The organism is Streptomyces sp. NPDC057302 (genome assembly GCF_042667685.1).
In the GTDB taxonomy this organism is placed as follows: domain Bacteria; phylum Actinomycetota; class Actinomycetes; order Streptomycetales; family Streptomycetaceae; genus Streptomyces.
Window position 1 is genome coordinate 154,561 of sequence record NZ_JBHUZJ010000004.1, and the last position, 23,156, is coordinate 177,716.

A 23,156-nucleotide genomic window follows, 5' to 3' on the forward strand; every position below is an offset into this window, starting at 1 on the left:
TGACGACTGAGGGGCGCACGCGGTGCGCGGCAACGGCGGCGCGGCGTACGGAGGATGAGCTGCTGCGTGTCGTGACCGGGCGGCGAAACGCGCACGCCCGTGAAGAGTCGACCGGCCCTGTCCCGGAGCCACGTCGTACTGGATGGAGCTGAGGTGCCTGATGCACCGAACCGACATGCTCCCCACCGCCTCGACGGCGTGGGGGACCTCCAGGCGGCTGCGTCACCAGGCCGCCCTGAGGAGGGAACTGCTTGGCGGGGAGTATGCCCCGCTCACATGAGATTAACCGGCGAGTAACGAGCGCGCCAGTCCCCAGGGTTTGTGATCTGTATCGCGGATAGGCTCCCCGTCATGGACGTGGAGTTGCGGACGGTGACGGAACGCTTACGCCGCGAGGCGGGGGTCTCGGAGAGTTACGAGAGGCTGGTCGCGACCGGCGACGTGGAGGAACTGGCGGAGGTGCTCGCCGCGGCGGGTCAGCCACTGTGGGCACGGGAGCTCGCGGCGGTCCGCCTGGGCGCCGCCGGGGACAGCCGGGCCTTCGAGTCCCTCGTGCTGCTCCTGAACCACCGGGATCCATCGCGGTGCGCGGCCGCGGCGTACGCCCTGGCCAGGCTGGGCGACCCGCGTACGGCACGGGCGGCAGCCGCCCTGGCCACCAATGAGCTGCGGGTGGCCTACGCCCTGTACCCGGTGCGTCTGCTCACCGAACTGCGCGCCCCTGAGTCGGCGCCCGCCCTGATCACCACGCTGAGCCGCAGACTCGCCCCGCACGATCCGTTCGGCAAGATCGCGCTGGCCTGCGTGGAGGGCCTGGGAGCCCTCGGGGACCCGCGGGCCCGCCCCGTCCTGACCCAGGCCTGCGGCTACCCGCGCCTCGCGGCCGCGGCGTCGGCGGCCCTGGCCAGACTTCCTGCCTAGCTTCGGCCGATCGGGTCGCGCTACAGCACGGCGTACGCCTCTATCTCCATCAGGAACTGCGGCGCGACCAGCGCGGAGACCTGGACCGCGGAGGCGGCGGGGAGGAGCTCCGGATCCATGTACGTGTCCCGCGCCGCCCGGATGTCGCGCATGTAGGCCATGTCCGTCACGTAGTACGTCAGCTTCACGACGTCCCGGAAACTGCCGCCCGCCGCCACGAGGCAGTGCCACAGATTGTCGAACACCTGCCGGGCCTGAGCCGCCGGGTCGTCCTCGCCGACCAGCTCCCCGTCCCTGTCCAGGGCGAGTTGGCCGGCGATCGCCACGAAGCGGCCCGTCCCCATCACCACGTGCGTGTACTGGGCGGCGGGGAAGACGCCGTCGGGCGCGTTGATGTGGGTCAGTCGGCTCATGGCCCCATCCTGGACCACGGGTCTGACAACACCCCCGACGGGCTCGGCCGTTGCTCAGGCGCGGAAGCCGAGCAGCCCGTGCAGCGTGGCCCCGGGGCTCGCGCCGGTCTTGGTGCTCATCGGCTTCGGGGCGGGGAGCGCCTCGCACACCGCATCGGTCTCGCCGCCGCTCCTCGGTACCTTTCCGGACTTCAGGTATGTCGCCAGGTGCTTGTCCAGGCAGGTGTTCCCGGAGAGGGAGATGCCGTGGTTGGCGCCGCCCTCCTCCACGACCAGGCTCGATCCGTGCAGCTTGCGGTGCATGGTGACGCCGCCCTCGTACGGGGTCGCCGCGTCGTCCGTCGCCTGGAGGAGCAGCACCGGTGGCAGGTCGGCGTTGGACACGTTCGTCGGCTCGAACGATCCCGTCGGCCAGTACGCGCACGGCGCGTTGTACCAGGCGTTGCTCCAGGCCATGAACGGCGCCTTCTCGTGGACCTTCCAGTTGTCGTCCCGCCAGGTGCTCCAGTCGCGCGGCCAGCCCGCGTCACGGCACTGCACGGCTGCGTAGACGCTGTAGCCGTTGTCGCCCGCCGCGTCGACCGCGCCGAAGCGCTCGTACGCCTCCACGAGCCGATCCGCGCTCTTGTCGTTCACGTACGAGGCGAACGCCTCGGCCAGGAAGGGCCAGTAGCCGTTGAAGTAGCCGCCCGGCAGGTAGGTGTCCTCCAGCTCGCCCGCGCCCACCTTCTTGCCCGCGGGCTTCTTCGCGACGGCTGCCCGCATCGCGTACCACTTGGCCTCGACCCCGGCCGGGTCCGTGCCGAGCCCGTACGTCCTGTCGTGCTCGGCGACCCAGGCGGCGAACGCCTTGTGGCGGGCGTCGAAGGCGTAGTCCTGCTGGATGTTGGCGTCGTACCAGACGCCCGTGGGGTCGACGACCGAGTCGAGGACCATGCGGCGCACCCGGTCCGGGAAGAGCTTGCCGTAGACGGCGCCCAGGTACGTGCCGTACGAGTAGCCGAAGAAGTTGATCTTCTTGGCGCCGAGCGCGCCGCGGATCGCGTCCATGTCCTTGACCGCGCTCACCGTGTCGATGAACGGCATGACGTCCGCGTACTTCTTGGCGCACGCCGTCACGAAGGCCTGCGTCCGGTCCAGATTGGCCGTCTCGACCGCCGCCGTGGCCGGTACGGGGTCGGGGCGCACCGGGTCGAAGTGGCCGGGGCGGCAGTCGAGGGCGGGCTTGCTCCTGCCGACGCCGCGCGGGTCGAAGCCGATCACGTCGTACCGCGCCGACACGGACGCCGGCAGCGTCTTGGCGACGAACCCGGCGAGGGCCAGGCCGCTGCCGCCGGGACCGCCGGGGTTGACCAGGAGCGGGCCCTGGGACTTCTTCGCGGTGTGCGGGACGCGGGACAGCGCGAGGGTGATCTGCCGTCCGTGCGGCAGGTCGTGGTCGAGCGGGACCTCCAGCGAGGAGCACTGAAGCGTCGGATAGTCCTTGGTCGCGCACTTCTCCCAGGTGAGGGAGGCGGCGCGCGGGGCGCTCGCGGTGTCGGCGCTCGCGGCGGGCACCGCGGCCACGACCAGCGGGGCCACCACCGCGGCGACGCCGCACAGGGCGAAGGCGCGTCTGTTCATCCGGTCTCCAAGGACGGGGCTGCGGGCCGCGGGTCCCACGGTCCCGGCGGCATCGTCCCGGAAACTGCGCCCGAAAGGTGCTGTTCTGACGATAGATAACCTGAAAGGCGCAGTATGAAGAGAGATCGGAGAAGTTGAGAGGAGTTCAGAGAAGGGTGAGCTGTGTGCCTCCGGAGGTGGGTGCGGAGGTGGATGCGGACGCGGAGGCGGGCTCGGGTCGCTCAGGTGCGCGGATGCGCCGTGCCGCGCCCCCGCGCGCGGGCCCGATGCCGAATTCCTCGGCCAGCTCGTGCACTTGCCGGGTGATCCGGCGCTGGTACCACTTGGGTGCGTAGGCGCCCTCCGCGTACAGCCGCTCGTAGCGCCGTACGAGATACGGATGGTGCTGTTCGAGCCAGGCCATGAACCACTCGCGCGCTCCGGGCCGCAGATGCAGCACGAGCGGGGTCACGGAGGTCGCCCCCGAGGCCGCGACGGCCCGCACGGTCGCCCGCAGCTGCTCGGGCCTGTCCCCGAGGAAGGGGATCACGGGCGCCATGAGCACCCCGCACCCGATGCCGTGATCGGTCAGTGTCCGTACGGCGTCGAGCCGCCGCTGCGGAGCGGGCGTACCCGGCTCGACGGTGCGCCACAGCTCCTGGTCGACGAAGCCGACGGACACGGAGACCCCGACGTCGGTGACGGCGGCGGCCTGGCGCAGCAGATCGAGGTCGCGCAGGATCAGCGTGCCCTTCGTGAGGATGGAGAAGGGATTCGCGCGATCGCGCAGGGCGGCGATGATCCCGGGCATGAGCCCGTACCGCCCCTCGGCCCGCTGGTAGCAGTCGACGTTCGTGCCCATGGCGATGTGCTCGCCGTGCCAGCGGGGCGAGGCGAGCTGGCGGCGCAGCAGGTCGGGGGCGTTGACCTTGACCACGATCTGGCTGTCGAAGCCGAGGCCGGTGTCCAGGTCGAGATAGCTGTGCGTCTTGCGCGCGAAGCAGTAGACGCACGCGTGCGAGCACCCCCGGTAGGGATTGACCGTCCACTCGAACGGCATGCGGGACGCTCCCGGCACCCGGTTCACGATCGTTCTGGCCCGGATCTCGTGGAAGGTGATTCCTGCGAATTCAGGTGTGTCGAAGGTCCTCGTGGTGACCGCGTCCGCGCCGAACAGCGCGGCATCCGCGGCACCCCGTGACGGCCCGTCGGCGAGGTTCTCCCAGCGCATGACGCCTCCTCGGTAGCACTGGCCACACAATAGAACACATGTTCCCTTGATCGTGCATCGAGTGCCGCGCCGCGACTAGCCTCTGGCCGACCCGCTTACTCGACCCGGGAGGTCCTGGCATGACCAGTAAGTTCACCGAGCTCGCGATCGACTGCGCCGATCCGGAGGCTCTCGCCCGGTTCTGGTGCTCGGTCCTCGGCTACGAGGTGATCGAGGAGGAGGACGGGGCGGAGGAGGACGGGGTCGTCGCCATCGGCTCCCCGCTGGTGCCCGAGGGCAAGAAGCGCCCGGGTCCGGTGCCTCCCGCGCTGGTCTTCGCGCGCGTGCCCGAGGGCAAGACCGTCAAGAACAGGCTCCACATCGACGTCAATCCCACCGACACGGAGCAGGACGAAGAGGTGAGCCGCCTGCTCGGCCTGGGCGCCCGGCGCGCCGACGTCGGCCAGAGCGGCGAGGAGAGCTGGGTGACCCTGGTCGATCCGGAGGGAAACGAGTTCTGCGTCCTCGCGGGCCGTTGCCCCTGACCGGGCGCCGCGCACCGGGCCGGGACCCCGATTTGGGAGGCCGGTACGCAGGGTGGTTGGCTTTCCGCGAACCACCCGAGCAACAACCGAGTGCTGGAGGAAGTGCCATGGCGCAGGTCGAGGCGACCACGGAGCGGATCATCGCGGCGCGGCCGGAGGACGTCTTCGACGCGCTTGCCGACTACGAAGGCAGGCGCCCGAAGATTCTCTCCGAGCACTTCAGCGAATACGAGGTGCGGGAGGGCGGCGACGGGGACGGGACGCTCGTCCACTGGAAGCTCCAGGCGACCAGCAAGCGGATCCGGGACTGCCTCCTCGAGGTCACCGAGCCGACCGACGGGCAGCTCGTCGAGAAGGACCGCAACTCCTCCATGGTCACCACCTGGACCGTGACCCCGGCGGGGGAGGGCAAGGCGCGCGTGGTCGTCTCCAGCGTGTGGAACGGCGCGGGCGGCATCGGCGGCTTCTTCGAGAAGACCTTCGCCCCCAAGGGGCTCGGGCGGATCTACGACGAGGTGCTCGGCAAGCTCGCGGCCGAGGTCGAGAAGTAGACCGACACAAGAGAGCAGGAGGTGGACCGGCGTCCGACCGGTCCCCAACTCCGGTAGCCCATCAGGGTTGTTGTCACGCTCACCGTTTCGAGTGGTTTTCTGTTCGGGTCCGTTGTACGGCGTAGGGCTCCCCACCGGCGCATACGTCCGCCCGACCCCCCGTAGGCGCGTCTCGTCGCGCTTGCTCGCAGTTGTCGCGTAATGCGAGAAATGTGCGGCGCAGGCGCGACGAGGGGAGCAGGACGTGGGTGGCACGACGCTGGTGAAGGTCGCCGAACGGGGGTACGCCGAGGGGGCTTCGGTGGTGCCTCCGGGCGCCGAAGAGGCGCCACCACCCCAGGAGCACGTATCGGCGACGGAGGGCCTCAGTCCCGCCCGGGTCCGGATGGTGTTCGTCGGGCTCATGCTCGCGCTGCTGCTGGCCGCGCTCGAGCAGATGATCGTCGCCACCGCGCTCCCGAAGATCGTCGGTGAGCTGCACGGCCTGGACAAGATGTCCTGGGCGATCACCGCCTACCTGCTCACGTCGACGATCGGGCTGCCCATCTACGGCAAGCTCGGGGATCTCTTCGGGCGCAAGGGCGTCTTCCAGGTCGCGATCCTCATCTTCATCGTCGGCTCCGCGCTCGCCGGTTGGTCGCGGACGATGGACCAGCTCATCGCCTTCCGCGCCATCCAGGGCATCGGCGCGGGCGGCCTCATGATCGGCGTACAGGCGATCATCGCGGACATCGTGCCGCCCCGGGAGCGCGGCCGCTACATGGGCCTCATCGGCGCCGCGTTCGGCCTCGCCTCCGTCGCGGGACCGCTGCTCGGCGGATTCTTCACCGACCACGTCACCTGGCGCTGGTGCTTCTACTTCAACGTGCCCTTCGGGCTGGTCACCCTCCTCGTCGTCAGCTTCGGACTCAAGCTGCCCAAGCGCGTGGTGAAGGCCCGACTCGACGTGCTCGGCGCGCTGTTGCTCGCGTCGGCCTCCACCTGCCTGGTGCTCCTGACCAGTTGGGGCGGCACCGAGTACGAGTGGGGCTCGCGCGTCATCCTGGGGCTCGGAGCCGGGGCGCTCGCCTCGATCGCGCTCTTCGTCGTCGCCGAACACTTCGCCGCAGAACCGATCATCCCGCTGCGCCTGTTCCGTGACTCGGTCTTCAACGTCACCGCCTTGGTGGGCATGGTCGTCGGCGTCGCCCTCTTCGGAGCGGCCAGCTATCTGCCGACCTTCCTCCAGATGGTCGACGGCGCGAGCGCCACCGAGTCCGGACTGCTCATGCTGCCGATGATGGGCGGCATCGTCGGCGCCTCGATCCTCTCCGGCCAGCTCATCAGCCACACCGGGCGCTACAAGATCTACCCGGTCATCGGCGGCATCCTGTCCGTCATCGGCATGTGGCTGCTCTCGCGGCTCGAAGTCGACACGCCCCGGCTGCACTACAGCATCTGGATGGCCGTACTGGGTGCGGGCGTCGGCCTCGTCATGCCCGTGCTCATCCTCGCTGTGCAGAACGCCGTACGCCCCACCGACCTCGGCACGGCCACCAGCGCCAACAACTACTTCCGGCAGATCGGCGGCAGCGTCGGCGCCGCGATCTTCGGCACGCTCTTCGCCGACCGGCTCGCGGACTCGCTCGCCGAACGCATTCCGGCCGGGGCGGGCCTCCCCGACCCCGAGGCCATCACGCCGCAGCTCGTCCACGCGATGCCCGCCCCGCTGCGCGAGGGCTACATCCAGGCGTACGCCGACGCGATGCCGCGCGTCTTCCTCTACCTGGTGCCGGTGCTCGTCCTCGGCATGCTCATCACCTTCTTCCTCAAGGAGACACCCCTCTTGTCCAGCGCAGCGTCCCAGGACGCCCCCACGGCCGCGCCCACGCCCGTTCCCCAGGCCCGCGCCTCGTACGCGGCCGGGGTGCCCGTCTGCGGCACCGTGCAGCACGCGGACGGCACCGTGGTGCCCCGCGCCGCCCTGACCCTCATCGACGTCGGGGGTCAGCAGATCGGCCGCGGCGCGAGCGGCGACGACGGGCGGTACGCGCTCGCCACGCCGGGCTCGGGGTCGTTCGTCCTGATCGCGGCGGCGGGCGGCCACCAGCCGCAGGCGGTCACCGTCACCGTCGGGGAGCGCCCGGTGGAGCTCGACGTGGTGCTCGGCGGGGCGGGGCGTCTGGCGGGCAGCGTGGTCACCGCCGACGGAACCCCGGTCAGGGACGCCGCAGTGACCCTCACCGACGTACGCGGAGAGGTCGTCGCCACCACCCGCAGCGGGCGCGAGGGCGGCTATGTCATCACGGAACTGGTCGCCGGTGAGTACACCCTCGCCGCCAGCGCGCCCGCGTTCCGCCCCGCGGCCCTGCCCGTCAGCGTGCAGGCCTCCCGCGAGACCCGCCAGGACGTCGAGCTCGCGGGCGGCGCCGTCCTGCGCGGGACCGTGCGGGCCAGCGGCGGGCGGCCCGTGGAGGACGCGCGCGTGACGCTGCTGGACGCGGCGGGCAATGTCGTGGACACCCTCACGACCAGTCAGGACGGCACCTTCCGGTTCATCGACCTGTCGTCCGGCGAGTACACGGTCATCGCCGCGGGCTACCCGCCGGTGGCCACCGTGCTCCAGGTCGCGGGCGGCGGGCGCACGGAGCGCGATCTCCAGTTGGGGCACGAAGACTAGGGGCGCGAAGACCGGGGGCACGAAGACGGGAGGTCGGCGGAAAACAGCCGCCGGAGGCGCCCCCGCCCGTCCCAATTCCCGTATTGCGGCGCACGGCAACCTGTGCCGGTCGTACGGTGGTTGGGGCGGCGCAGGTCTTCGCGGTGCCGCCGGAAGGAGCGTTGGCCATGGAATACGGCAACCCGGACGGGCCGCTGGCGCAGCATGCCGTGGCCGGCCGTATTCCGCTCGCCGTGGTCGTCATCGACGGCGCGGGCCTCGTCTCGCACTGGAGCACCGGCGCACGCAGGCTCTTCGGGTACGCCAAGGAGGAAGCCGTCGGCAGCCCGGCGGGCGACCTGCTCCCGGTGGCCGGGGCGATCCCGGAGGAACACGCGCACTACGGCGAGTACGACGGCCTGGGGCCCGACCTGGGGACCTCCCTCGACGGCAGCATCTCGTACCCCGCGGCCGGGCGGGCGCGGCTCTCCGTGCCCGGCGGCGAGCCGTTCCGGGTGGACGTCCTGTGGTGGGCGTACCCGCTGATCGGACCCGGACCGGAGCGGCTGCTCGTGCTCGCGGCGGACGCCGACCGGCTGGCCGACGAGGAAGGCCACGAGCCGGGCCTGGTGGAGCGGATAGCGCCGGCGTTCGCCCTGCACACGGACTTCCCCGGAGCGGAGGAGCTGGCGCGCGGGCTGCCCGACATCCTGCCCAGCATGAGCGTCGGCGAGAGCTCCCGCATCGTGGCGCAGATCCTCGAACTGGGCTATCCCGTGCTGGAGTTCAGCAAGCACGACCGCGTGCCTGTCACCCCGGACTGGGGCGTGCCCAGGCGCGCCGAGCGCAAGGCGCGCAGGCTGCGCACCCAGCGGGCCGCCGCGCAGGGCCTCGCGCCGGATCCCGGCACCCCGGACGAGGCCGAGGATCTCGAGTACGTGGCGGTGCGCGAGCGCCTGGAGTTCCTGAACGAGGTCAGCGGGCGCATCGGCACCTCCCTCGACCTCTCGCAGACGATCATCGAGGTCAGCCGGGCCGTCGTGCCGCGCTTCACGGACGTCGCGGGCACCTACCTGCGCGAACAGGTCGTCGCGGGCGAGGGATTCCCCGAGGGGCCGCCGGACGAGACGACGATGTGGCACCGCGTCGCCGTGGAGCACACGGACGAGCCGGGCCGCTGGGACGACGTCGTGCCCGTCGGCGAGTCCATGCCGTTCCCCGCGCACACGCCGTTCTTCCAGTGCATGACCTCGGGCGATCCGGTCCTCGTACCGCGCATCACCGAGGAGATGGGCAACGCGATCGCCTCGCAGTTCGAGAAGCGCGACATCCGCCCGCTCATCAACCACCGCTCGATGCTCGTCGTACCGCTCAAGGCCCGCAACGTGGTGCTCGGATTCATGATCCTGCTGCGCCACCGGGAGCGGCCCGTCTTCAACGACATGGACCGCGTCACCGGCGCCGAACTCGCCGCCCGCGCGGGCCTCGTGCTCGACAACGCGCGCATGTACACCTACCAGGAGAGCGTCGCCGACACCCTCCAGGACAGCATGCTGCCGCACATCGAGCCGCGCATGACGGGCTGCGACATCGCCACGCGCTATCTGCCGGGCACACTGCTCGGCCGGGTCGGCGGCGACTGGTTCGACTCCGTGAAGCTGCCCGGATCGCGCACCGCGCTCGTCGTCGGCGACGTGATGGGGCACGGCCTCAACTCGGCGGCGATGATGGGCCAGTTGCGCACGGCCGTGCAGACCATGGCCGCACTCGACCTGCCGCCCGCCCAGCTCCTGCGCAACCTCGACGACCTGGCGCAGCGGCTGGGCGAGCACTACCTGGCGACGTGTCTGTACGCGGTCTACGACCCCATCGCCGGTGAGCTGCACCTCGCCAACGCCGGGCACATCCCGCCCGTCCTGGTCCGCGCCGACGACGGCCGCAGCGAACTCCTCGATCTGCCGACGGGGGCGCCCATCGGCGTGGGAGGCGTGCCCTTCGAGGCGGTCAGCGTGCGGGTGGCGCCCGGCGACCGGCTCCTGATGTGCACCGACGGGCTCGTCGAGGTGCGCGGCGAGGACATCGGCGTCGGACTCGCCACGCTCACCGAGACCGCGGCCCACCCCGCGGCCTCCATGGACGACGCCTGCGACACCATCATCCGGGCCCTCAACATCCGCGGCGGACGCAAGGACGACGTGGCGCTCCTGATGGCACGCCTGAACGGCGTCGCGGACGAGGACGTCGCGAGCTGGCGGCTCGCGCTCGACCCGAGCGAGGTGAGCGGGGCGCGTGAACTGGTCCGCGGCCAACTGCGCATCTGGTCACGCGAGGCCCTGTCCGAGACCGCGGAGCTCCTGGTCAGCGAGCTGGTCACCAATGCCGTACGGCACTCGCGCGGCCGTCGCGTGGAACTGCGCCTCGTCCGCTCCGGAGCCACGCTGATCTGCGAGGTCGAGGACGACGACCACACCCTGCCGACGCTCCTGAACGCGGGCCCCGGCGACGAGTTCGGGCGCGGCCTCCGGGTCGTGAGCGTGCTCGCCAAGGAGTGGGGGACCAGCCGTACGGCCTCCGGGAAGACCGTGTGGTTCGAGCTGGCGCCGCCGCGTAGGTGAGGGCCCGCGCGCCCCAGGGGCGTGCGCCAGGTGGAGACGTGGAGAAGGCGCGGCGAATGCTCGCGCCGGTGACTTGTCCGCGCACCCCAGGCGCGGTAGACCGATCTTGCCGTCGGCTTCGGCGGTCGTCGTCGCATCCTGGGGAGCTGGGCATGAGCGTCACGAGTCGGTACAAGGAGGCGTGGGAGGGGTTCTGGCGGGAAGCTCCCGAGGAACCGGGGGCCGTCTTCTGGGACGCGGAACCCGCGCTCACCGTGGGCCTTCATCTCGCCCTCTTCGAACCGCACTTGGCGGCAGCGGGCCTGCCCGTCGTGGACGTCGGCTGTGGCAACGGCACCCAGACCCGCTTCCTCGCCGACCGCTACCTCCGCGTCATCGGCGCCGACCTGTCCGCCGCCGCACTCGTCCACGCGCGGCGCGCCGACCCGGCGGGGCAGGTCGATTTCCGGCAGGTCGACGCCGTGGAGAAGGCCGAGGCCGAGCAGTTGCACGCGGAACTCGGCGACGTGAACGTCTATATGCGCGGAGTCCTCCACCAGTGCGAGCCCGCCGACCGCCAGCCGCTCGTCGACGGCATCGCGGCGCTGCTCGGCCGGCGTGGCAGGGCGTTCGTCGTCGAGCTCGCGGAGGCCGCGGGGACGGTCCTGAAAGGCCTCGCCCAGAGCCCCGGAGGTCCGCCGCCGAAGCTTGCGCCGGTGTTCGCGCACGGCATCGCACCGGGCGAGGTCGCGGACGCCGCGGTGCCGCGGTACGTCGCGGCGGCGGGCCTCACGGTGCTCGCGAGGGGTGAACTGCCACTGGTCACGACCGAGTTCACGCCCGACGGCACGCGGATCGAGCTGCCGTCGAAGTGGCTGGTGGTGGGGCGGGCGGGGTGATCATGGCGATAGATTGACCCGATGGGCCTCTTCGACAAACTCACCGGCACCAAGCACCCCACCGCCGGTGTCGCACCGCGTACGGCCGAGGAGGTCAGGACCGCGCTGCTGGATCTCGGCGGACCGGACGTGCCCTACCGCGTGCGCAACGGCACCCCGGACGAGGGCGCCGACCTCGTGGCGGAGTGGCGGATCCTGGAGCCCGCCTGGCGCACGTTCTTCGTGCGGACCCAGCTGGACCGGACCCTCAAGACCCGGATGCGCCTGGTGCCGGACCGCCACGAGGTGCGCGCCCTCGACGAGCAGTGGGAGGTCTCGTGGGCCGGGGACACCCCCAGGCTCGCCCTGTCGCGCGAGTACTCCCGCGGGCAGTCGACCGTGACGTCCCGGCAGTGGACGTACGAGCGCGGGGCCGACGGCAAGCTGCACAAGAAGGAGACGTTCCGCTTCGATCCGGCGGACATGAAGGACCCCTTGCGGGACGCGGTTCTCGGCGCGGGGTGGGTGTGGCGGGCAGTGGTGTTCAAGCTCTGAGCGGGCCGCCGGGCCGCCGGGCCGCCGGGCCGCCGGGCCGCCGGGTCCCGGCCGCCGGCCGAGGTGCCGAGGGCCCGCGGCCGTGTGAAGATCGCGGACAGGGGCTCGTACGCCGATGGAGCCGCGCCATGCCGAGCGACGCAGTCAGCAGCCGCAGCCCGCGCTGGACGGACTGGGCCGACGGCCTGCCGCCCGCGTCGGGAGCCGTCGTCATGGCCACCGCGGTGCTCTCCGTCGGACTTCACCTGCTCGGCGTGGAGGGGGCGTCGCTCGCGCTGCTGGTCGTGGCCCTGGTGGTCTGGATCTTCCTCGCCGCGGTCTTCGCCCGGCATCTGCTGACCGAACGGGCCCGCTGGCGGCGCGAGATCGACACCCCGCCCGCGCTGACCGCCGTCGCCGCGACGGCGGTCCTCGGCACCCGCCTCTCGCTGCTGGGACACCAGCCCGTGTCGGTGGCGCTGCTCTGCCTCAGCGTGCTGCTCTGGCCGTTGCTGATGTCCCACGTCATCCGCCACTGGCAGAGCAAGGTGCCCGGCGCCGCCTATCTGGTGTGCGTGGCCACGCAGGCCGTCGTCGTCCTCGCCGCCACCGTGGCCACCGCCGACCTGCTGACCTGGCTGATGTGGCCCGCCCTCGTCCTCTTCGCCGTCGGCCTCGTCCTGTACGGGGTGGTGCTGCTCCGCTTCGACTTCCGCCAGCTCACCACCGGCCAGGGCGACCACTGGATCATCGCCGGAGCCATGGCCATCTCCGCGCTCGCCGGATCGAAGCTGGTCGCCGCCGCGGCGCCGCACGGCCCGCTGCGCTGGGCGACCCCGGCCCATGACGTCCTGCGGGTCCTCACCCTCGTCGCACTGGGCCTCGCCCTCGCCTGGTACGCGGTCCTCGTCGGCTGCGAACTGCGCCGGCCCCGCCTCCACTACGACGTACGCCGCTGGGCCACCGTCTTCCCCCTCGGCATGACCGCCGTCGCCGCGCTCTCCACCTCCACGGCCGCGGCCGTCCCGTGGCTCTGGACCTGCGGGAAGGTGCTGCTCTGGCCCGCATCGGCCGTATGGGCGGTCGTCGCGGTCGGCGCCCTGCGCGCGGTGGCGCGCGACCGCGCCGGGCCCACGGCTCCCGCAGGGCTCAGCCCGCCGCGGTGACGCCTCCCGGCACCGCACTGCGGGGATCCGCCACCGTCACCTCACGGGCCGCGTCCCGCACGGTCCTCGCGAAGGTCGCCACCGCCCCCGTGCCGTGTCCGGCCCGCCACACCAGGCCGTACCCGACCGGCTCGGCGTCGGTGAAGGGCACGAACGCGACACCGGGCCGGGTGAAGTACGTCCCGGTGTGCGCGGGAGCGAGGAACGCGCCCTTGCCGCCCGCGACCAACATCAGCGCCTCCTGCATGTTGGTCACGCCGGGACCGCGGCCGATCGCCCTGCCGGACGGGGTGCGCGAGGGGACGTGGTGCTCGAGGCGGTAGTCGGGCACCTCGCCGTCGATCGTCAGGAGCGGTACGTCGGCCAGGTCCTCCGGCGACACCGAGTCCCGCGCGGCCAGCGGATGCGCCGTGGCGACCGCGAGGACGCGCTCCTCGGCGAGCAGCGCGGGACCGCCGCCCAGGTCGTCCTCGCGCACCGGGAACTCCGTGAGCTGCACGTCGAACTCGCCCTTGCGCAACTGCCCGTAAGGATCGCCGAGCGGCACCTCGCAGATCTCCACGGCGAGCCCCGGATGGCTCACGCGCAACGCCTCCGTCGCCCGCATCACGATCTCGCCGGCCAGCGGATTGGCGAAGCCGACGTGCAGCACGCTGTCGATGCCGCGCGCGGTGGCCGCGGCCCGCTCGACGGCGGCGTCGATGGCCCGGTGGTGCGGTTCCAGGTCGTCGCGGAGCTGGCGGCCGAGCGCGGTGAGGGCGACGCGGCGGCTCGTGCGGATGAACAGCGGCGCCCCGACGCGGCGTTCGGTGCGCTGGATCAACTGGCTGACCCGGGCGCGGGAGAGCCGCATCCGCTCGGCCGTCCTGCCGAAGTGCAACTCCTCGGCCAGGAGCAGAAAGCACTCCAGTTCATCGCGTTCCATCGACGTCCCCCCAGGCAGCTCGGATCGGTAAGCCCGGTTGAACGAACGTTGCGATCTTCGCCGTTGTTCCGTCCGTACGCCCTGACCGAGGGTGAGTGGGCCGGGAAAGACCCCGCACCAGCGATGAACTGCCCCACACCACCGATGAATTGGCGGAGAGCCGACGTGAGTACGCAGCGAGATTCATCAGCCGGGGCGCCGAGCGCGCCCCCGGTCACCTTCAGCCCCCGCGAGTGGGGCGTCCTGCTCGTCCTGTGCGGCGCGATCTTCCTCGAAGGCATCGACGTGGCCATGCTCAACGTGGCGATGCCGTCCATCCGCGCCGACCTCGGCCTGTCCACCGGGTCCCTCCAGTGGGTCATGAGCGCCTACGTCCTCGGATACGGCGGCTTCATGCTGCTCGGCGGCCGTGCGGCCGACCTCTTCGGGCGCCGCCGGATGTTCGTCCTGTGGCTCTCCGTCTTCCTGGTCTTCTCCGGGCTCGGCGGCTTCGCCACCGAGGGCTGGATGCTGATCGTCGCGCGCTTCGTCACCGGCGTCGCCGCTGCCTTCATGACCCCGGCTGGCCTCTCCATCATCACCACGGGCTTCGCGGAGGGCCCGCGCCGCAACAAGGCGCTGCTCTTCTACTCCGGCACCGCCGCGGGCGGCTTCTCGATCGGCCTCGTCGTCGGCGGTCTGCTCACCACGCTCGGCTGGCGCTGGGTCTTCTTCGTGCCCGTGGTGCTCTCCGCCCTGATCCTGGCCGCCGCGCTCGCCTTCGTCCCCAAATCCTCCCGCCCCGACCGCACCGGGCAGAGCGTCGACCTGGTGGGCGCCCTCACGGTCACCGCGGCCATCGTGCTGTTCGTCCTGGGCGTCGAGCGCGCCTCCCACGCGAGCGCCGCGGCCACGGCAGGCACCCTCGCCGCGGGGCTCGCCCTCCTGGCCGTCTTCGTCGCCGCCGAGCGCCGCTCGTCGTCGCCGCTCGTCCGCCTGGGGATCTTCCGCAGCGGCGCCCTGGTCCGCGCCAACCTCGCGGGTCTCTTCTTCGCGGGCGGCTTCTTCGGATTCCAGTTCCTGATCGTCCTCTACCTCCAGGAGCTGCGGAACTGGTCCACGCTCCAGACCAGCATCGCGCTGATCGTCGTGGGCATCGACGCGGTGCTCTCGCCCACCCTCACGCCCAAGCTGGTCGACCGGTTCGGCAACGCCCGCGTGATCTTCGGCGGTCTGCTCCTCGCCGCGCTCTCCTACGCCCTGTTCCTGCCGGTCGGCGTCGACTGGACGTACCTGGCGATGTTCCCGAGCCTGCTCATCCTCGGCCTCGCCTTCGCCCTCACCTACGGACCGCTCACCATCGTCGCCACCGACGGCGTCAAGGAGGAGGAGCAGGGCCTGGCGGGCGGGCTGCTCTACACCGCCTTCCAGTTCGGTGCCGCGCTCGGCCTCTCCACCGTCTCCGCCGTCAACGTCTGGGCCACCACGTCGAGTTCACCCTCCGCCCTCCTCGACGGCTACCGCGCGGCCCTGTGGGTCCCGCTCGCCGCGGCCCTCGTCGCCGCGCTGATCAGCGCCTTCGGGCTCCGCTCGCGGCCCGGCACGGTGACGGCCTCCGGCACGCCGTCGGACGAGCGCACCCCTGAGATCCCCGCCACACGCTGACCCCGGCCCACCACCCCACCCGGCAAGGAGCACCGGCATGCCCACCACCGAAGTCAGCGACACCGTCCACGTAGACGCCCTCTCCGCGTGGGCCGACGACGAGGCCTCCAGGCGCCACTCCTGGGACCTCTACACCAGAGGCCGCCCGCCGGGCGTGGGCTACGACCCGGTCCACTTACTGGCGCGGCGGCCCGCCCCGGTGCCGGCCGGCTGACCGCCTCGAACCGCCTCGAACGCGGGGGCACGCGACGCGGTCGCCGACGGACCTGGCTCAGGAGTTGGCGAACGCGTAGCGTGAGGCTGCATGAAGATCCTGATCAGCGCAGACATGGAGGGGGCCACCGGTGTCACGTGGCCGGCCGACGTGCTGCCCGGTACGCCGCAGTGGGAGCGGTGCCGTTCGATGTTCACCTCGGACGTCAACGCGGCCGTGCTCGGCTTCTTCGACGGGGGCGCCGACGAGGTGCTCATCAACGAGGCGCACTGGACCATGCGCAATCTGCTCCTGGAGAACCTCGACGAGCGGGCCCAGATGCTCACCGGGCGGCACAAGTCCCTCTCCATGGTCGAGGGCGTACAGCACGACGACGTGGACGGCATCGCGTTCATCGGCTACCACGCGGGCGCCGGCATGGAGGGTGTCCTCGCACACACCTATCTCGCCAACTCCATCACCGCGGTGTGGGTCAACGGCGTCCGGGCCAGCGAGGGCCTGCTCAATTCCCACGTCGTCGCCGAGTACGGAGTGCCCGTCGTCCTCGTCACCGGGGACGACCTGGCCTGCGAGGACGCGCTCGGGTACGCGCCCGGAGCACTGAAGGTCGCCGTCAAGGACCACGTGTCGCGGTACGCGGCGGTCTGCCGCACCCCCAGGCGCACCGCCGCCGACATCCGTGGCGCGGCGAAGGAGGCGGCGGCGCTCGCCGTGCGGCACGATCCCGTCCAGGGCGGTCCGTTCACCGTGGAGCTCGAATTCGACGCCGAGCACCTGTCCATGGCGTCCACCGTCGTGCCGGGCGTGCGACGCACCGGCGAACGGAAGATCGCTTACACCAGCGGGACCATGTACGAGGGCATTCGTACGTTCAAGGCGGTCACGACGATCGCTTCGGCGGCAGTGGAGGAACAGTATGGCTGAGGAGCAGCCGGGGCATCAGGTCGCCGGACACGTCGACGGGCAGGCGCTCGACGAGGTCGTCCGGTTCACCTCGGACCTCATCCGCATCGACACCACCAACCGGGGCGGCGGCGACTGCCGTGAGCGGCCCGCCGCCGAGTACGCCGCCGAGTGCCTCGCCGGGGCCGGGCTGCAGCCGACACTCCTGGAGCGCACACCGGGGCGTACGAACGTCGTCGCGCGGATCGAGGGCACCGACCCCTCTGCCGACGCGCTGCTCGTCCACGGCCACCTGGACGTCGTGCCCGCAGAGGCCGCCGACTGGAGCGTGGACCCGTTCTCCGGTGAGGTCCGCGACGGCGTCGTGTGGGGCCGCGGCGCCATCGACATGAAGAACATGGACGCGATGATCCTCTCCGTCGTGCGCGGCTGGGCGCGGGCCGGAGTGCGGCCCCGGCGGGACATCGTGATCGCGTTCACCGCCGACGAGGAGGCGAGCGCCGAGGACGGTTCCGGGTTCCTCGCCGATCAGCACGCCTCCCTCTTCGAGGGGTGTACGGAAGGCATCAGCGAGTCCGGTGCGTTCACCTTCCACGACGGGCGCGGCAATCAGCTTTACGCCATCGCCGCGGGGGAGCGCGGCACCGGCTGGCTCAAGCTGACCGCGCGTGGCAAGGCGGGCCACGGCTCGAAGGTGAACCACGACAACGCCGTGGGCAAGCTCGCCGCCGCGATCTCGCGCATCGGGGACCACCGCTGGCCGGTGCGGCTCACGCCGACGGTGCGGGCCGCCCTGACCGAACTGGCCGCGCTGTACGGGGAGCAGGCGGACCTGGACGCGCCCGGATTCGACGTGGACGCGCTCCTGGAGAAGCTCGGCCCGGCCGCCGACCTCGTCGCGCCGACCGTGCGGGGCAGCGCCAACCCGACGATGCTGCAAGCCGGTTACAAGGTCAACGTGATCCCCGGGGAAGCCGTCGCCTACGTGGACGGCCGCTTTCTGCCAGGAGGCGAGGAAGAGTTCGCCGCCACCCTTGACCGGCTCACCGGAGCGGACGTCGACTGGGAGTTCCACCACCGCGAGGTGGCGCTCCAGGCGCCGGTCACGTCGCCGACGTACGCGAAGATGCGTGCGGCCGTCGAGGAGTTCGCGCCCGAGGGACATGTCGTGCCGTACTGCATGTCCGGCGGCACGGACGCCAAGCAGTTCTCACGGCTCGGCATCACCGGCTACGGCTTCTCGCCGCTGAAGACACCGGAGGGCTTCGACTACCAGGCGCTCTTCCACGGAGTCGACGAACGCGTCCCGGTCGACGCGCTGCACTTCGGCGTCCGGGTCCTCGACCGCTATCTGAGAACGGCCTAGGGAACACAACCGATCATGGGGGAAGAGAAGGACATGATGGAGACCCAGGCGTACGGATCATGGCCGTCGCCCATCGACGCGGCGCTGGCCGCCGCCCACGACGGCTCACCGGCCGTCGTGGGCTTCGTCGGGGACGAGGCGTGGTGGACCGAGCCGAGGCCCGCCGAGGGCGGCAGGCGCGCGCTGGTGCGGCGGCGTCCGGACGGCACGGAGGAATCCGTGCTGCCCGAGCCGTGGAACGTGCGCAGCCGGGTCATGGAGTACGGGGGGCGTTCCTGGGCCGGGGCCCAGGAGCCCGACGGGCCACTGGTGGTTTTCGCCAACTTCTCCGACCAGCGTCTGTACGCGCACCGGCCCGACACCCCCGGAGCCGTGCCGAGCCCGCTGACCCCGCTCTCCGACGTGGGCGGCGGCCTGCGGTTCATCGACCCGTGCGTGCACCTGGACCGGGGTGAGGTCTGGTGCGTCCTGGAGGAGTTCACCGGGGAGGCGCCGACCGATGTGCGGCGGGTCGCCGTCGCCGTGCCGCTGGACGGCTCGGCCGCCGCCGACCGCACGGCGGTGCGTGAACTCTCCGACGACCGGCACCGGTTCATCACCGGGCCACGCCTCTCGCCGGACGGCGCCCGCGTGGCGTGGATCGCCTGGGACCACCCCCGGATGCCGTGGGACGGCACGGAACTCCTCGTCGCCGAGGTCCGGGCGGCGGACGGCACGTTCGGTGCGCCTCGGGTGCTCGCGGGCGGCCCGGAGGAGTCCGTCGCGCAGGTGGAGTGGGCTCCCGACGGGCGGCTGCTGTTCGCCAGCGACCGGACCGGATGGTGGAACCTCTACCGCGCGGACCCGGCGGACGCCGGGAACGGAACCGCGCTCTGTCCGCGCCAGGAGGAGTTCGCGGGGCCCCTGTGGCAGGTCGGTTCCGGCTGGTTCGCGCCCCTGGACAGCGGCCTGATCGCCGTCGTGCACGGCAAGGGCGCCACCGGGCTCGGCGTGCTCGACCCGGAGACCGGCGAAGTCGTCGACGCGGCGGGCCCCTGGACGGACTGGTCGGCGACCGTCGCGGTCAACGGCACCCGCGCCGTGTGCGTCGCCGCGAGCCCCCGCAGCGCGTACGAGGTCGTGGAGCTGGACACCAGCACCGGCCGCGCCCGGGTGATCGGCGCCGCGCACGACGACCCGGTGGACACCGCGTACTACCCCGAGCCGCGCATCCGCACCTTCAGCGGCCCCGCGGGCCGCGAGATCCACGCGCACGTCTATCCGCCGCACCACCCCACCCGCGTCGCCCCCGACGACGAACTCCCGCCGTACGTCGTGTGGGTGCACGGCGGCCCCACCAGCCGCTCCCCGCTCGTGCTCGACCTGGAGATCGCCTACTTCACCTCGCGCGGCATCGGCGTCGCGGAGGTCAACTACGGCGGCTCGACCGGCTACGGCCGCGCGTACCGCAACCGGCTGCGCGAGCAGTGGGGCATCGTCGACGTGGAGGACTGCGCGGCCGTCGCCCTCGCGCTCGCCGACGAGGGCACCGCCGACCGCGACCGCCTCGCGATCCGTGGCGGCAGCGCGGGCGGCTGGACCACGGCGGCCTCGCTGACCACGACGGACGTGTACGCGTGCGGCACGATCATCTACCCCGTCCTCGACCTCACGGAGTGGGCCGCGGGCGGTACGCACGACTTCGAGTCGCGGTATCTGGACTCGATGATCGGCCCGTTCGACGAGGTGCCGACGCGGTACGTGGAGCGTTCCCCCGCCGAGCACGCCGACCACGTCAGCGTGCCGTTCCTGCTCCTCCAGGGGCTCGACGACGTGATCTGCCCGCCCGAGCAGGCCGAGCGGTTCGTCTCCGAGCTCGAAGGGCGGGGCGTGCCGTACGCCTACATCGCCTTCGAGGGCGAGGGGCACGGATTCCGCCGCGCGGACACGCTGATCCGCGCCCTGGAAGCCGAACTCTCCCTGTACGCCCAGGTGTTCCGCCTGAAGCTGTCCGGCGCGACCCCCACCCTGGAGCTCTCCAAGTGAATCCCCTGACGCGTCCCGCGCGGCTGGCCCCCGGCGCGCGGGTCGCCGTGGTGGCGCCCAGCGGACCCATTCCCGAGGAGCGGCTCCAGGCGGGCCTCGACATCCTGCGCGGCTGGGGCCTGGACGTGGTCGTCGCCCCGCATGTCCTGGACCACCACCCGCGGTTCGACTATCTCGCGGGCACGGACGCCGGGCGCGCCCGCGACCTCCAGGAGGCGTGGTGCGACCCCGACGTCTCGGCGGTGCTCTGCGCGCGCGGCGGCTACGGCGCCCTGCGCATGGTGGAGCTGATGGACTGGGCGGCGATGCGGGCGGCGGAACCCAAGGTCTTCGTCGGCTACAGCGACATCACCACGCTGCACGAGGCGTTCGCGGCGCGGCTGGGCCTGGCCACGCTGCACGGCCCGATGGCCGCGGCCCTGGACTTCCTCAAGAACCCCCGCGCGCAGGAGCACTTGAGGGCCACGCTCTTCGAGCCGGAGCGGGTCCAGGTGATCACTTCGGGCGGGACGGCGCTCGTACCGGGCCGCGCGCGGGGCATCACGCTCGGCGGCTGCCTCTGCCTGCTCGCCTCCGACCTCGGCGCCCCCGGGGCGCGCACGTCGGCGCGGGGCGGCCTGCTCTTCCTGGAGGACACCGGCGAGGAGAACTACCGCCTCGACCGCTACCTCACCCAACTGGACCGCGCGGGCTGGTTGGAGGGGGTCAGCGGGGTCGCGCTCGGCTCGTGGGTGGACTGCGAGCCGTACGAAAAGGTGAGGGCGCTGCTGCTCGACCGGCTCGGCGGGCTCGGGGTGCCGATCGTGGAGGAGTTCGGGTTCGGGCACTGCGACGGGGCGTTGACCGTGCCGTTCGGGGTGGCGGGCGAACTGGACGCGGACGCGGGGACGCTGGCGCTGGAGGTGCCTGCCCTGGCGTGAGGGCCGCGCCTTCGGGGGAGAGCTGAATTTCCGTCAACTTCCAGCGAGAAACTCCTGTCACGAGCGTTGACCCGCGCCTGACACGTGTCACAGCATGACCTCTGGCCGGTTACTTACCGGTCGGTAGTCGGCTGTCCTCAGCGTGGAGGTCTCGTGTCCCGTCGTACCGCATCCCGTCGTGCCCTCGCCCGTATCGCCGCCTCCCGCTCGCGCGCGCCGCTCGCCCTCGCCGTGGGCGCCGCCCTCGCCGCGCCCCTGGCGTTCGTGGCGCCCGCGCCCGCGAGCGCCACCGGCCACTACACCGTCACCCCGCTGAAGTTCACCCTCGAAGCGGGCGGCAGGAGCTGCACCGTCGACGCCGACCTCTACCGCCCGGCCACAGTGGACGCCGCGCACCCCGCGCCCGCCGTCCTGACCACCAACGGCTTCGGCGGCAGCAAGTCGGACGGCGGGACGGCGGCCACCGGCAAGGCCTTCGCCGAGCGCGGCTATGTCGGGCTGGTCTACTCCGGGCTCGGCTTCGGCGAGTCCGGCTGCCTGATCTCCCTCGACGACCCGAAGATCGACGGCAGGGCGGCCTCCGGGCTCGTCGACTTCCTCGCCGGGAAGCGGGCCGCCGACGACGGCACAACGGTCGACTACGTCACCAAGGACGCCAAGGCCGACCCCCGCGTCGGCATGATCGGCGGCTCGTACGGCGGGGCGATCCAGATGGCGACGGCCGCCGTGGACCACCGGGTCGACGCCCTCGTACCGATGATCACCTGGAACGACCTGGGCTACTCGCTCGACCCGAACAACGCGTCCGACCGTGGCGTCCCCGGCGCCGCCAAGTGGCAGTGGATGAACGGCTTCTACCTCATCGGCGAGGGCCAGCCGCTCCTCGAACCGAGCCTGGACCCCTCCCGCGTCAACTCCCTCACCTGCCTGCACTTCGTCACGAAGGCCTGCGAGACGATCCGTACGCTCAACTCGGGCCGCTACCCCGCCGACAGGACCGAAGCCCTCCAGGAGTACGCGCGCAGCGTCTCGCCCGTCTCGTACCTGCCGAAGGTCAAGACGCCGACGCTGCTCATCCAGGGCCAGGTCGACAGCCTCTTCAACCTCAGCGAGGCGCAGGCCACGTACGAGACGCTCAAGGCGCAGGGCACCACGACGAAGATGATCTGGCAGTCATCGGGCCACAGCGGCGGCCTGACCGACCCGGCGTCCGGTGAACTGAACATCTCCGAGGGCAACTTGGAGACGAGCTACGTCGGCAAGCGCGTCCTGTCGTGGTTCGACCGCTACCTCCGGCAGAACAAGGGCGCCGACACGGGGCCCGCCTTCGCCTACCACCAGGACTGGGTCCCCGCCGACAGCGGACCGAACGGCACGTACGCGACCGCCTCCAAGGTGCCCGCCCTGAGCCAGAAGCTGTACCTGTCCGGCGACGGAAAGCTCGTCGACAACCGCAAGAAGGTCGCGCGGGGCAGCCGTGAGTACAGGAACTGGCTGATCCCCACGAGCCACTCCGAGAGCTCCCTGGCCGGCATCATCGGACTGCCCGACCCCGCCCCGCACGACACCAAGGGCACCTACCTCGACTGGACGACCGAGCCGCTGACCGCCCCCATGGACGTGGTCGGCTCCGCGAAGGCCACCCTGAAGGTCGTCTCGCCCAGGACCGAGAGGGTGCAGAACTCCGGCGACGCGGCCGACAAGCTGGTCCTCTTCGCCAAGCTGTACGACATCGCGCCCGACGGCAAGAAGACGCTGGTGCACCGGCTCGTGTCCCCGGCCCGGGTGCCGGACGTGACGAAGCCGTTCACCGTGTCGCTGCCGGGGATCGTGCACCGGTACGAAACCGGGCACAAGCTGCAGTTCGTGGTGGCGGCGAGCGACGACGCGTACGGGGGCAACAGGGGCGTGAAGCCGGTGACCGTCACCAGCGCGCCCGACGACACCGGGACCGTCGAGCTGCCCGTGGTCCGCTGACCGAGCCGCCCCCGGCCGAGGGCTCACCCGCATGGCCCACACCCCCACTCCGCAGAGGCATCCACCGCGCGCAAACCCGGCCCAGCTGCCCATGCTGGTCACCGGGGGAGGCCGGTCGAATGCTCCGACG

The 23,156-nt window shown here is 71.7% G+C and carries 19 protein-coding genes; 15 read left to right on the plus strand and 4 right to left on the minus strand.

Annotated features, from left to right (window positions below; translation table 11 throughout):
* The first annotated feature begins 351 nt into the window (after nt 1–351).
* The gene (locus ACFUPX_RS05140; RefSeq protein WP_383316146.1) at nt 352–921 is read left to right on the plus strand and encodes an adenylosuccinate lyase; all 570 of its coding nucleotides are present in this window, start codon (nt 352–354) and stop codon (nt 919–921) included.
* A gap of 20 nt (nt 922–941) precedes the next feature.
* Here the strand turns inward: ACFUPX_RS05140 and ACFUPX_RS05145 are convergent, their stop codons facing one another.
* The 3 genes from ACFUPX_RS05145 to ACFUPX_RS05155 all read right to left on the minus strand — a co-directional run bounded on the left by ACFUPX_RS05145 (nt 942) and on the right by ACFUPX_RS05155 (nt 4,167).
* Entirely contained in the window at nt 942–1,334 is a 393-nt protein-coding gene (locus tag ACFUPX_RS05145; protein WP_383316149.1) for a RidA family protein, read from the minus strand.
* A 54-nt stretch (nt 1,335–1,388) separates the two neighbouring features.
* The gene (locus ACFUPX_RS05150) at nt 1,389–2,957 is read right to left on the minus strand and encodes an alpha/beta hydrolase (protein WP_383316152.1); all 1,569 of its coding nucleotides are present in this window, start codon (nt 2,955–2,957) and stop codon (nt 1,389–1,391) included.
* A gap of 145 nt (nt 2,958–3,102) precedes the next feature.
* A complete protein-coding gene (locus ACFUPX_RS05155; protein ID WP_383316155.1) occupies nt 3,103–4,167 on the minus strand; it encodes an Rv2578c family radical SAM protein in 1,065 nt (354 codons plus the stop codon).
* Between the two features lie 119 nt (nt 4,168–4,286).
* On the opposite strand from ACFUPX_RS05155, the gene ACFUPX_RS05160 reads away from it, so the two are divergent.
* From ACFUPX_RS05160 to ACFUPX_RS05190, 7 genes are all read left to right on the plus strand, one after another.
* Nucleotides 4,287–4,691, plus strand: coding sequence for a VOC family protein (locus tag ACFUPX_RS05160; protein WP_383316158.1), 405 nt, complete (start codon nt 4,287–4,289; stop codon nt 4,689–4,691).
* 107 nt (nt 4,692–4,798) lie between these two features.
* A complete protein-coding gene (locus ACFUPX_RS05165) occupies nt 4,799–5,242 on the plus strand; it encodes an SRPBCC family protein (RefSeq protein ID WP_383316161.1) in 444 nt (147 codons plus the stop codon).
* A 244-nt stretch (nt 5,243–5,486) separates the two neighbouring features.
* Nucleotides 5,487–7,901, plus strand: coding sequence for an MFS transporter (locus ACFUPX_RS05170; protein ID WP_383316164.1), 2,415 nt, complete (start codon nt 5,487–5,489; stop codon nt 7,899–7,901).
* Between the two features lie 167 nt (nt 7,902–8,068).
* Nucleotides 8,069–10,495 (plus strand): SpoIIE family protein phosphatase, encoded by a 2,427-nt coding sequence (locus ACFUPX_RS05175; RefSeq protein WP_383316167.1) that lies wholly within the window; start codon nt 8,069–8,071, stop codon nt 10,493–10,495.
* Between the two features lie 152 nt (nt 10,496–10,647).
* Entirely contained in the window at nt 10,648–11,373 is a 726-nt protein-coding gene (locus ACFUPX_RS05180; protein ID WP_383316170.1) for a class I SAM-dependent methyltransferase, read from the plus strand.
* A gap of 21 nt (nt 11,374–11,394) precedes the next feature.
* The gene (locus tag ACFUPX_RS05185; protein WP_383316173.1) at nt 11,395–11,907 is read left to right on the plus strand and encodes a hypothetical protein; all 513 of its coding nucleotides are present in this window, start codon (nt 11,395–11,397) and stop codon (nt 11,905–11,907) included.
* 128 nt (nt 11,908–12,035) lie between these two features.
* Nucleotides 12,036–13,052, plus strand: a complete 1,017-nt coding sequence (locus tag ACFUPX_RS05190; protein ID WP_383316176.1) for a tellurite resistance/C4-dicarboxylate transporter family protein — start codon at nt 12,036–12,038, stop codon at nt 13,050–13,052.
* On the opposite strand, the gene ACFUPX_RS05195 is transcribed toward ACFUPX_RS05190, so the two are convergent.
* The gene (locus tag ACFUPX_RS05195) at nt 13,036–13,977 is read right to left on the minus strand and encodes a LysR family transcriptional regulator (RefSeq protein WP_383316179.1); all 942 of its coding nucleotides are present in this window, start codon (nt 13,975–13,977) and stop codon (nt 13,036–13,038) included. The two genes, ACFUPX_RS05190 and ACFUPX_RS05195, sit on opposite strands and share 17 nt — an antisense overlap.
* Before the next feature lie 123 nt (nt 13,978–14,100).
* Between ACFUPX_RS05195 and ACFUPX_RS05200 the strand changes: the two genes are divergently transcribed.
* The 7 genes from ACFUPX_RS05200 (at nt 14,101) to ACFUPX_RS05230 (ending at nt 23,026) form a co-directional block, all read left to right on the plus strand.
* Nucleotides 14,101–15,621: an MFS transporter gene (locus ACFUPX_RS05200; protein ID WP_383316447.1), complete on the plus strand. Its 1,521-nt coding sequence runs from the start codon at nt 14,101–14,103 to the stop codon at nt 15,619–15,621.
* A 37-nt stretch (nt 15,622–15,658) separates the two neighbouring features.
* Nucleotides 15,659–15,835, plus strand: coding sequence for a hypothetical protein (locus ACFUPX_RS05205; RefSeq protein WP_383316184.1), 177 nt, complete (start codon nt 15,659–15,661; stop codon nt 15,833–15,835).
* Nucleotides 15,836–15,925: 90 nt separating this feature from the next.
* Entirely contained in the window at nt 15,926–16,759 is an 834-nt protein-coding gene (locus tag ACFUPX_RS05210; protein WP_383316187.1) for a M55 family metallopeptidase, read from the plus strand.
* Complete coding sequence (locus tag ACFUPX_RS05215) at nt 16,752–18,104, plus strand: M20/M25/M40 family metallo-hydrolase (RefSeq protein ID WP_383316190.1); 1,353 nt, start codon at nt 16,752–16,754, stop codon at nt 18,102–18,104. The genes ACFUPX_RS05210 and ACFUPX_RS05215 overlap by 8 nt, the downstream gene beginning before the upstream one ends.
* 36 nt (nt 18,105–18,140) lie before the next feature.
* Nucleotides 18,141–20,129, plus strand: coding sequence for an LpqB family beta-propeller domain-containing protein (locus ACFUPX_RS05220; RefSeq protein ID WP_383316450.1), 1,989 nt, complete (start codon nt 18,141–18,143; stop codon nt 20,127–20,129).
* Nucleotides 20,126–21,049, plus strand: a complete 924-nt coding sequence (locus ACFUPX_RS05225) for an LD-carboxypeptidase (RefSeq protein WP_383316193.1) — start codon at nt 20,126–20,128, stop codon at nt 21,047–21,049. Before ACFUPX_RS05220 ends, ACFUPX_RS05225 begins: the two co-directional genes overlap by 4 nt.
* A gap of 153 nt (nt 21,050–21,202) precedes the next feature.
* Nucleotides 21,203–23,026, plus strand: a complete 1,824-nt coding sequence (locus ACFUPX_RS05230) for an alpha/beta fold hydrolase (protein ID WP_383316196.1) — start codon at nt 21,203–21,205, stop codon at nt 23,024–23,026.
* Nucleotides 23,027–23,156: the final 130 nt, after the last annotated feature.

Bases quoted from the DNA above. Each gene is read 5' to 3' on its own strand.
- ACFUPX_RS05200 (WP_383316447.1), top strand. From the start codon at position 14,101: ATGAACTGCCCCACACCACCGATGAATTGGCGGAGAGCCGACGTGAGT.
- ACFUPX_RS05185 (WP_383316173.1), top strand. From the start codon at position 11,395: ATGGGCCTCTTCGACAAACTCACCGGCACCAAGCACCCCACCGCCGGT.
- ACFUPX_RS05215 (WP_383316190.1), top strand. From the start codon at position 16,752: ATGGCTGAGGAGCAGCCGGGGCATCAGGTCGCCGGACACGTCGACGGG.
- ACFUPX_RS05180 (WP_383316170.1), top strand. From the start codon at position 10,648: ATGAGCGTCACGAGTCGGTACAAGGAGGCGTGGGAGGGGTTCTGGCGG.
- ACFUPX_RS05190 (WP_383316176.1), top strand. From the start codon at position 12,036: ATGCCGAGCGACGCAGTCAGCAGCCGCAGCCCGCGCTGGACGGACTGG.
- ACFUPX_RS05220 (WP_383316450.1), top strand. From the start codon at position 18,141: ATGGAGACCCAGGCGTACGGATCATGGCCGTCGCCCATCGACGCGGCG.
- ACFUPX_RS05205 (WP_383316184.1), top strand. From the start codon at position 15,659: ATGCCCACCACCGAAGTCAGCGACACCGTCCACGTAGACGCCCTCTCC.
- ACFUPX_RS05195 (WP_383316179.1), bottom strand. From the start codon at position 13,977: ATGGAACGCGATGAACTGGAGTGCTTTCTGCTCCTGGCCGAGGAGTTG.
- ACFUPX_RS05155 (WP_383316155.1), bottom strand. From the start codon at position 4,167: ATGCGCTGGGAGAACCTCGCCGACGGGCCGTCACGGGGTGCCGCGGAT.
- ACFUPX_RS05165 (WP_383316161.1), top strand. From the start codon at position 4,799: ATGGCGCAGGTCGAGGCGACCACGGAGCGGATCATCGCGGCGCGGCCG.
- ACFUPX_RS05175 (WP_383316167.1), top strand. From the start codon at position 8,069: ATGGAATACGGCAACCCGGACGGGCCGCTGGCGCAGCATGCCGTGGCC.
- ACFUPX_RS05210 (WP_383316187.1), top strand. From the start codon at position 15,926: ATGAAGATCCTGATCAGCGCAGACATGGAGGGGGCCACCGGTGTCACG.
- ACFUPX_RS05140 (WP_383316146.1), top strand. From the start codon at position 352: ATGGACGTGGAGTTGCGGACGGTGACGGAACGCTTACGCCGCGAGGCG.
- ACFUPX_RS05150 (WP_383316152.1), bottom strand. From the start codon at position 2,957: ATGAACAGACGCGCCTTCGCCCTGTGCGGCGTCGCCGCGGTGGTGGCC.
- ACFUPX_RS05160 (WP_383316158.1), top strand. From the start codon at position 4,287: ATGACCAGTAAGTTCACCGAGCTCGCGATCGACTGCGCCGATCCGGAG.
- ACFUPX_RS05145 (WP_383316149.1), bottom strand. From the start codon at position 1,334: ATGAGCCGACTGACCCACATCAACGCGCCCGACGGCGTCTTCCCCGCC.